The sequence below is a fragment of the Pseudomonas sp. TREG-RG-20F-10-E-6-01 genome, assembly GCF_022662455.1.
Taxonomy (GTDB): domain Bacteria; phylum Pseudomonadota; class Gammaproteobacteria; order Pseudomonadales; family Pseudomonadaceae; genus Aquipseudomonas.
The window spans coordinates 1-338 of the sequence record NZ_JAKNQP010000048.1 but is presented as its reverse complement, the minus strand read 5'-3'; the positions used below and the strand labels follow the sequence as shown (position 1 = coordinate 338).

General features: G+C 60.4%; 1 pseudogene. It reads right to left on the bottom strand.

From position 1 onward, the window contains the following. Positions 1 to 2 precede the first annotated feature (2 nt). Positions 3 to 338, bottom strand: a pseudogene (locus L8K08_RS30215) (hypothetical protein); the annotation flags it as partial.

Below are 338 nucleotides of genomic sequence, written 5' to 3'. Positions count from 1 at the left end.
CCTTACTTGGGCAATGCGAGATATGCGGTTTGGCCGTGCTTGCGCTGGAAGTCGCGCTTCTGCTCGGAGGTCATTTCGGAGCGCTTGAATGCAGCCTTGCCGCCACCCCCGCCCGGGGCAAATGTCCCTGAAGCCCTTGGCCACAGATGAGGTGCGCTTTCGCGCAGAGATTCCGCCCATTCGAGCGGAGTCAAAGGGGTTTTGCCGTCTTTACCGAGGATGACCTGGCCGGATTCATCAACGGCGACTGCATCGCCATCTTCGTTAAGGGTGAACACGCCTTTGGCGCGCAGGATGATGTCGTCGGTTGCTTCTGGCAGAGCGCCGGCCTTCAGTGC